Source organism: Streptomyces sp. NPDC107559 (assembly GCF_055657365.1).
This window is the reverse complement of the sequence record NZ_JBVKBD010000024.1, coordinates 99,848-107,866: the sequence shown is the minus strand read 5'-3', so window position 1 is coordinate 107,866 and position 8,019 is coordinate 99,848. Positions and strand designations below refer to the sequence as shown.

The window sequence follows — 8,019 nt, the reverse complement described above, 5'->3', positions numbered from 1 at the left end:
CTCGCCGTCGTCCCTGCTGCACTGGACCCGCCGCATGATCGAGATCCGCAAGCAGAATCCTGCCTTCGGACTGGGGTCCTACACCGAGCTCCAGTCGTCCAACCCGGCCGTCCTCGCCTTCCTGCGCGAGGCGCCCGCGGCCGAGGGCCAGGGGGACGACGTGGTGCTGTGCGTGCACAACTTCTCCCGCTTCGCCCAGCCGACCGAGCTGGACCTGCGCAAGTTCGGCGGACGGCATCCGGTCGAGCTCTTCGGCGGGGTGCGCTTCCCCGCCATCGGCGAACTGCCCTACCTGCTCACCCTCAGCGGGCACGGCTTCTACTGGTTCCGGCTGCGCAAGGACACCGTCCAGATCCCCAACCAAGGTGTCGAAAAAGCGCGTTGACAACCGTGCGCGGCGGACCCGGCGACTCGCCCGGTCCGCCGCGCCCCGGCGCCCTCACGCCCGGCCGGATCCCGACACATCGCCCGGAAGCCGCAATAGCGACCGTCTCGCCATCTTTAAACACTTGAAGTATTACGTTTCCATAACGCGACCTCCACACTTCTTCCACATCCTTCCCAGCATGCCCACACACCCCTAATCTGATCTTGGCCACCTCGACCTGGGGGCCACTCCCGGGGGGGAGTACAAGGCGTGCACACAGCATGGGGGTGGATGAGATTGGCCAGGCCAGGAGGCGCTTTATCAGCCGCCCAGCGGCTCGGCGGACCGGCACCCCGCACCTGCGGGTGACCTCCGCGGCCGATCGCACGCGAGCCGACTCCGTGTGCATCCTGTGAAGACACGGCGGCGGGACGACCCGGGAAACCCGCTCTGCTCCCGGGTACAGAGCCCGTCCCGCCGCCCTCGCCTCTCCGACGCTCGCTCGGACACGGCAATTCCGCAGACCTCGCGGCCCCTCCCCCAAGACCGGCGCAGGGGAATTCGTCAACCCCCGAACGGGTTCCCCTGCGTCACCTCGGTGACGCGCCGCCCATGGGGCCCGCAAGGCCCGTAAGACCGCCAATCGCCCGCAGGAGAAGACAGTGCAGCTGGCCGTACGCAAGGCGACGACGTCTCCCGACGAGACGCCGGCCGCCCCGCAGCCGCCCAAGCACCCTCACTGGACCCGCCGGGTTGTCTCAGCTCTGCTGAGCCTCCTGGTCGTCCTGCTCGCCGCCGGCTTCGCGGTGGCGGCGTACGCGGTCAAGTCCGGCAAGTGGGAGGCCAGTTCGGTCCTCAGCGGCAGCATGGAACCGAAACTGCCGACCGGAAGCGTCGTGATCGCCCAGCGGGAGCCGGTCAAGGCGCTGAAGGTCGGTGACGTCGTCATCTTCCACCGCCCGGACGAGCCGGAACGCCAGGTCGTCCACCGGATCGTGACGATCACGCCCTCCGCGCAGGGACCGGTCCTGGAGACCAAGGGCGACGCCAACGAGACCAAGGACCCCTGGCATGTCCGCCCCGACGGCGACACCGCCTGGATCGTCCGCCACGACGTGCCGTACGTCGGCTACGTCGTCACCTCGATCCACACCGAAACGGGCTTCCGGGTGCTGCTCGGCGCCGGCGCGCTGCTGATCGTGGGCGGCACGGTCGTCCTGCTGTGGCGCCCGAGGAAGCCCACCCCACAGACCACCACTCCATAGGGGCAACGGGATTCCTTCCCGTTCCGGGACACGACGCCGGGCGGTACCCAGCCAGTGGGCCGCCGGGGGGAGCCGTGTCCTGCCCGGGCGCAAGCCCGAACCTTCACCCATCCAACAGAAAGGCCCACCTCAGTGGCCATCTCCAACAAGAAGAAGGCGGTCGCGGCCGCCGCGATCGCCGTCGGCGGCATCGCCCTCATCGGCGCCGGCGCCGGCGCCACCTTCACCGACACGGTCACCGCGCAGACGGACGTGCGTTCCGGCCACGCCGACCTCAACATCGTCAAGACGGAGGGCACCACCTCGGCGTACGACGGTGTCGCCCCGCACGCCACCTACACCTGGGGTGGCACGTCCGCGTGGAACATCGTCAACGGCAACTACGCCGTCCTGAAGGGCGAGCAGCTCCTGGGCTCCTCCACCAGCCGTCTGGTCACCAACTTCACCGTCGAGAACGACGGCACCGCCGGTGCCGGTGTCGCGTTCGACATCGTGAAGAGCGGCGACCTCGGTGGCGCGCTGAACGTCAAGGTGACGCGCACCGACGTCACCACCGACTCGGCGTGGCTGAACAAGGGCGCCAAGGCCACCTACAAGGTGGAGATCGAGGTCAAGAACCTCGACAACTCCTGGCAGAACCTGACCGGTTCGGTTGCCGTCAAGGTCACCGCCTCCTCCTGATCCACCTCCGCGTGAGTGGGCCGGGGATCCGATCGCTTCCATCGACCGGATACCACGGCCCACCCCGCACACGCCCTGGTCCAGGGACCGCTCACCCGCCGCAGGATTGCCGTCCTGCGGCGGGTACGGGCGCTGCGGCCACCCTACGGGCGCACCGGCCGAGTCAGGCCGACACCCCCGCACATCGGAGCACCGCTCCGGAAAGGTCTTCACATGGCCATCTCCAACAAGACGAAGGCGATCGCCGCCGCCGCGATCCTGGCCGGCAGCATCGGTCTCGTGAGCATCGGCAGCAGCGCCCTGTTCACCGACACCGTGACCGCCGAGTCCACCTTCAAGGCCGGCACGGCCAAGATCGAGATCCAGGCCGACGGCTGGACGATCAGCGACAACGGCCACACGGCCACCCTCGCGGACACGCAGCTGATCAAGGCGTCGACGGCCGAGCTCGCCGTCCCGCTGAACAACTCGAACCTCACCGTCTGGAACAAGGGCGACATCCCCGTCACCTTCGCTCCGACCGTGGAGCGCACCGGCGACCTCAACCTCGACGTGTCGTACGTCCGCACCGGTGGCGACAACGGCGGCGGCAACGTGGTCGAGCCCGGCCAGTACGTCCAGTACCGCGTCGTCGTCAAGGCCACGAACCTCGGCAACGAGTCCTCCGGCAAGACGGCCCAGGTCACCTTCAAGGTCAACGCCAGCGCCTGAGCATCGCGCGTTCCAGGCAAGCCCCCAGCCCACCCGGCCCGGTCCGACCTCGTGTCGGCCGGGCCCGGTGGGCCACGGCGTTCACCGCCATGGCGCCCCTCCCACGGGGCGTAGACCCGACCCCAGCACAATCAGAAGGGCGCTACACCAATGGCCATCTCCGACCGGAGAAAGATCGCGGCGGCACTCGTGCTGGCCGCGGGCGGCATTGGCCTTGTCGGCGTGAGCAGCGGCGCCACGTTCTCCAGCACCGTGACAGGGTCCTTCACGGTGCAGGCGGACTTCCCTCCCACCCCGACGGCGACGGCCACGGCCACGGCCACCACCGAGCCGACTCCCGGGAAGTCCGACGACCCGGGGACGGAGAGCCCGAAACCCACGGACTCCGCGACCGCCAGTCCCACGCCGACGACCACGCTCACGCCCAAGTCCGTCAAGCTGAAGATCGAACCCGACGACAACAGCAACTGGTCCACGGACGAAACGGTCTGCGCGTACAAGAACGAGATCAAGGTCACCAATCTCACCGCCAAGAAGCTCGGGGTCTTCACGGCGTCCAACACCGGTGATGCCGATCTGACGGTCGCGGCGACCGTCACCCTGCCGTCCACGCTCAGCGGGAAGGTCACGGCAGAGATCAGGCTGGTCAAGGGAACGGCCGCGCTGAAGGGCGACCCGAAGGGCAAGGGCAAGGGCGACTCCGCGACGTACGAGTTCTGGCTCACGCCCAAGACGTCGGGCTACACCATCTCCAAGGACGAAGCGAAGAACATCAAGGTCACCTTCGTCGCCACCGCCGTCTGACCCGGACCCGCCGCTCGGTCCCACACGCGAGGGTGTCCCACGTCCGGTTGCCCGACCGGACGTGGGACACCCTTGTGTCATGTCCGCAGGAAATCCGCCGGACCGGCTCGGCTGAAAGGTCCCGGGTCGACGCGGTTTCCACCGCTCCGCCCGGGGCACGCATCAGTAACCGCCTCCCCTCGCCCCCGGGGAAAGGACGCGACCCATGTCGGAAGCCGTCACACGCACCGCGACCACTGGTCCCGGCCTCCTGGCGTCCCTGGACCCCTTGCTGCGCACCTGGTTGCCACGGCAGCGCTGGTTCGCCGGAAAGGGACGCCCGATCACCGGGTTCTCGCTGGTCAGCGCCACCGAGCTGCTGCCGTCCCACAGCCAGCTGGGCCTGCACCACCTGCTGGTACGCACCCACCAGCCACCCGTGCCGGGCGCCCGGACCGCTCCCGGCGACTGCTATCAGCTCCTGATAGGCGCCCGCGAGGCACTGCCGCCCCGGCTGGCACCGGCCCTGATCGGACACATGACCGCGGGGCCGCTGGCCGGCCGGACCGCGTACGAGGCCCTGTACGATCCCCAGCCCGCCGGTGTGCTCCTGGAGGCCCTGCGCTCCCGGGCCCGCATCGGCGGACTGCGTTTCGAGCGGGACCCCGGCCAGGAGATACGGACCGGCCTGGTGCCGCGGATGATGACCGCCGAGCAGTCCAACTCGTCGGTGGTCTACGGAGATACGTTCATCCTCAAGTTACTGCGCCGGGTCGTGCCGGGGGTCAACCCCGACCTCGAACTGCCGCTGGCCCTGGCCCGCGAGGGCTGCTCGCGGGTTCCGGCGCCCACGGCCTGGCTGCGGGCGGAGCTGTCCGGCGAGCCGTACGTCCTGGCGGTGCTCCAGCCCTTCGTGCAGGGCGCGTCGGACGGCTGGGAACTGGCGCTGCGCGAGCTCGCCAAGGGTGAGGACTTCGCCGCCGAGGCGCGGGCGTTGGGGCGCGCCACCGCCGAGGTGCACACGGCACTGGCCCGCGCGCTGCCCACGGTGACCCTGGGCCACACCCAGGTGCGGGCGCTGGCCGACGGCATGATCGAGCGGCTGGACGCGGCCGCGCAGGCGGTGCCCGCGCTGCGTCCGTACGTGTCCGGGCTGCGCGTCGCCTTCGAGGCACCGGCCGTTCTGGCGGCGGAGGGCCGGACCTGGACCGCCCAGCGCATCCACGGCGATCTGCACCTCGGGCAGTGCCTGCGCTCGCCCTCCCACGGCCCGGGCCACGGCGGCGCCCACCCGGCCGACGGCGGCGGGACGTGGTCCCTGATCGACTTCGAGGGCGAGCCGGCCAGGCCGCTGGCCGAGCGGCGGATGCCGCAACCCACGGTGCGGGACGTCGCGGGGATGCTGCGCTCCTTCGACTACGCCGAGCACTCCGTGAACCCGACCGTGCCGGGGTGGGCGGACGTCTGCCGGGCCGCCTACTGCACGGGGTACGCCGAGGGCGGCGCCCGTGACCCGCGCACCGATCCCGTACTGCTTCGGGCCTACGAGACGGACAAGGCCGTCTACGAGGTCCTCTACGAGGCCCGGCAGCGGCCCGACTGGCTTCCGGTCCCGCTGTCCGCGATACGCCGCCTCGCCGCACCCGACCCGTCCTGACCGCAACCTCGCCCAGGAGGCTCTGTCCGTGACCCCCAGCCCCCCGTCCAGCGGTTCACATCCGAAGAAGACGGCCGAGGAGCAGCCGACAGCGAAGAAGACGACGAAGGCGACCGCGAAGAAGACGACCGCGAAGGCGACGGCCAAGAAGGCGGCAGCGAAGAAGGCGACGGCGAAGAAGGCGGCGACCGCGACCGCGAAGAAGGCTGCGGCAGCCAAGAAGACGGCGGCGAAGAAGGCCGTCGCGAAACAGGCGGCCGTCCGGAAGGCCGCCACCGGGAAGGCCGCGGCCGTGCGCCAGGACGCCGCGCGAGAACCCGCCCCGCGGCCCGTCCCGGAGCCCGGTCCGCTCCCCCTGGCGTACTCCCCCGCCGTGGACGCGGGTGACCGCGAGCGTCTCCTGCACGGCACCCATCACGCCCCGCACTCCGTCCTGGGCGCCCACCCGGTGCCCGGCGGTGTCGCCTTCCGCGCCTTCCGGCCGTACGCGCTGAACGTGACGGTCGTGGCCGGGAACCTGCGCGCCGAACTGCACGACGACGGCGACGGGTTCTTCTCGGGCCTGCTCCCGCTCACCGAGATCCCGCGCTACCGCCTGCTGGTGGCGTACGAGGGGACGGTCCAGGACACCGAGGACGCCTACCGCTTCCTGCCCACGCTGGGCGAGCTGGACCTGCACCTGATAGGCGAGGGCCGGCACGAGCAGCTGTGGACCGCGCTCGGCGCCGAGCCGGTCACCCACCAGGACGTGACCGGGACCCGCTTCACGGTGTGGGCGCCGAACGCGCTCGGGGTACGGGTGACGGGCGGCTTCAACTTCTGGGACGGCACGGGACATCCGATGCGCTCGCTGGGCTCCTCGGGTGTCTGGGAGCTGTTCGTGCCGGGCATCGGCGAGGGCGAGCTGTACAAGTTCGAGATCACCCGCCCGGACGGGTCGCGGACCCTGCGGGCCGATCCGATGGCCCGCCGCACCCAGGTGCCGCCCGAGACCGCCTCGATCGTGACCGCCTCGCACTACGAGTGGGGCGACGCCGACTGGCTGGCGCACCGCGGGGACACTCCCCCGCACCGGGCCCCGCTGTCCGTCTACGAGGTGCATCTCGCCTCCTGGCGACCCGGCCTGACCTACCGTCAGCTCGCCGAGCAGCTGCCCGCGTACGTCCGGGACCTGGGCTTCACCCATGTGGAGCTGATGCCGGTGGCCGAGCACCCCTTCGGCGGCTCCTGGGGCTACCAGGTCACCGGTTTCTACGCGCCCACGGCCCGGCTGGGCACCCCGGACGACTTCCGGCACCTGGTGGACGCCCTGCACCGGGCGGGAATTGGTGTCCTGATGGACTGGGTGCCTGCCCACTTCCCGCGCGACGACTGGGCACTGGCCGAGTTCGACGGCCGCCCGCTCTACGAGCACGAGGACCCGCTGCGCTCCGCGCACCCCGACTGGGGAACGCTGGAGTTCGACTTCGGGCGCCGCGAGGTGCGCAACTTCCTGGTCGCCAACGCGGTGTACTGGTGCGAGGAGTTCCACATCGACGGGCTGCGGGTGGACGCGGTCGCCTCGATGCTCTACCTCGACTACTCGCGCGAGCCGGGCCAGTGGGTCCCGAACGAGCACGGCGGCCGGGAGAACCTGGACGCGGTGGCGTTCCTCCAGGAGATGAACGCGACGGTGTACCGGCGGGCGCCGGGGGTCGTCACCGTCGCGGAGGAGTCCACCGCCTGGGACGGGGTCACCCGCGCCACCCATCAGAAGGGGCCGGGCGGCTTCGGGGGCCTCGGCTTCGGGCTGAAGTGGAACATGGGGTGGATGCACGACTCGCTGGCGTACATGAGCCACGAGCCGGTGCACCGCAAGTACCACCACAACGAGATGACCTTCTCGATGGTGTACGCCTACAGCGAGAACTACGTCCTGCCCATCTCGCACGACGAGGTGGTGCACGGCAAGCGCTCACTGGTGTCGAAGATGCCGGGCGACTGGTGGCAGCAGCGCGCGAACCACCGCGCCTACCTCGGTTTCATGTGGGCCCATCCCGGCAAGCAACTGCTCTTCATGGGGCAGGAGTTCGCGCAGGGAGCGGAGTGGTCGGAGGCGCACGGCCCGGACTGGTGGCTGCTGGACCCGGCCTACGGGGCGGGGGCCGACCACCGCGGTGTGCGCGATCTGGTGCGTGATCTCAACACCGTCTACCGGGACACCCCGGCGCTGTGGCAGTGCGACACCGAACCGGCCGGGTTCCGGTGGATCGTCGGCGACGCGTCCGAGGACAACGTGGTCGCGTTCGTGCGCTACGACGCCGAGGGCGTCCCCCTGCTCGCGGTCTCCCACTTCTCCCCGGTGGTCCGCCACGACTACCGCCTCGGCGTCCCCGAGGACGTGCCCGCCTGGCACGAGGTCCTCAACACCGACGCGGCCCGGTACGGCGGGGGCGAGGTCGTCAACCCCGATCCGGTGAAGCCGGAGCCGCAGCCCTGGCACGGCCACCGGGCCAGCATCCGGCTGACCCTGCCGCCGCTCGCCACGGTGTGGCTGCGCCCGGCCTGAACGCCGC

7 protein-coding genes are annotated in these 8,019 nt (G+C 70.6%); all 7 read left to right on the top strand.

Going from position 1 to position 8,019, the window contains the following annotated elements; translation table 11 throughout:
• Positions 1 to 385, top strand: a 385-nt coding sequence (locus tag ACZ7OY_RS40030; protein WP_472250472.1) for an alpha-glucosidase C-terminal domain-containing protein, incomplete at its 5' end; no start/stop codon positions are given.
• 644 nt (positions 386 to 1,029) lie between these two features.
• Entirely contained in the window at positions 1,030 to 1,632 is a 603-nt protein-coding gene (locus ACZ7OY_RS40025; RefSeq protein WP_472250471.1) for a signal peptidase I, read from the top strand.
• 132 nt (positions 1,633 to 1,764) lie between these two features.
• Positions 1,765 to 2,313 carry a hypothetical protein gene (locus ACZ7OY_RS40020; protein WP_472250470.1) on the top strand — a complete coding sequence of 183 codons (549 nt, stop codon included), beginning with the start codon at positions 1,765 to 1,767 and terminating at the stop codon, positions 2,311 to 2,313.
• 213 nt (positions 2,314 to 2,526) lie between these two features.
• Complete coding sequence (locus ACZ7OY_RS40015; RefSeq protein ID WP_472250469.1) at positions 2,527 to 3,024, top strand: hypothetical protein; 498 nt, start codon at positions 2,527 to 2,529, stop codon at positions 3,022 to 3,024.
• Positions 3,025 to 3,174: 150 nt separating this feature from the next.
• A complete protein-coding gene (locus ACZ7OY_RS40010) occupies positions 3,175 to 3,828 on the top strand; it encodes a hypothetical protein (protein WP_472250468.1) in 654 nt (217 codons plus the stop codon).
• Positions 3,829 to 4,033: 205 nt separating this feature from the next.
• Positions 4,034 to 5,464: a maltokinase N-terminal cap-like domain-containing protein gene (locus tag ACZ7OY_RS40005; RefSeq protein WP_472250467.1), complete on the top strand. Its 1,431-nt coding sequence runs from the start codon at positions 4,034 to 4,036 to the stop codon at positions 5,462 to 5,464.
• A gap of 28 nt (positions 5,465 to 5,492) precedes the next feature.
• Complete coding sequence (gene glgB, locus ACZ7OY_RS40000) at positions 5,493 to 8,012, top strand: 1,4-alpha-glucan branching enzyme (RefSeq protein ID WP_472250466.1); 2,520 nt, start codon at positions 5,493 to 5,495, stop codon at positions 8,010 to 8,012.
• Positions 8,013 to 8,019 lie beyond the last annotated feature (7 nt).

Bases quoted from the DNA above. Each gene is read 5' to 3' on its own strand.
- ACZ7OY_RS40010 (WP_472250468.1), top strand. From the start codon at position 3,175: ATGGCCATCTCCGACCGGAGAAAGATCGCGGCGGCACTCGTGCTGGCC.
- ACZ7OY_RS40005 (WP_472250467.1), top strand. From the start codon at position 4,034: ATGTCGGAAGCCGTCACACGCACCGCGACCACTGGTCCCGGCCTCCTG.
- ACZ7OY_RS40015 (WP_472250469.1), top strand. From the start codon at position 2,527: ATGGCCATCTCCAACAAGACGAAGGCGATCGCCGCCGCCGCGATCCTG.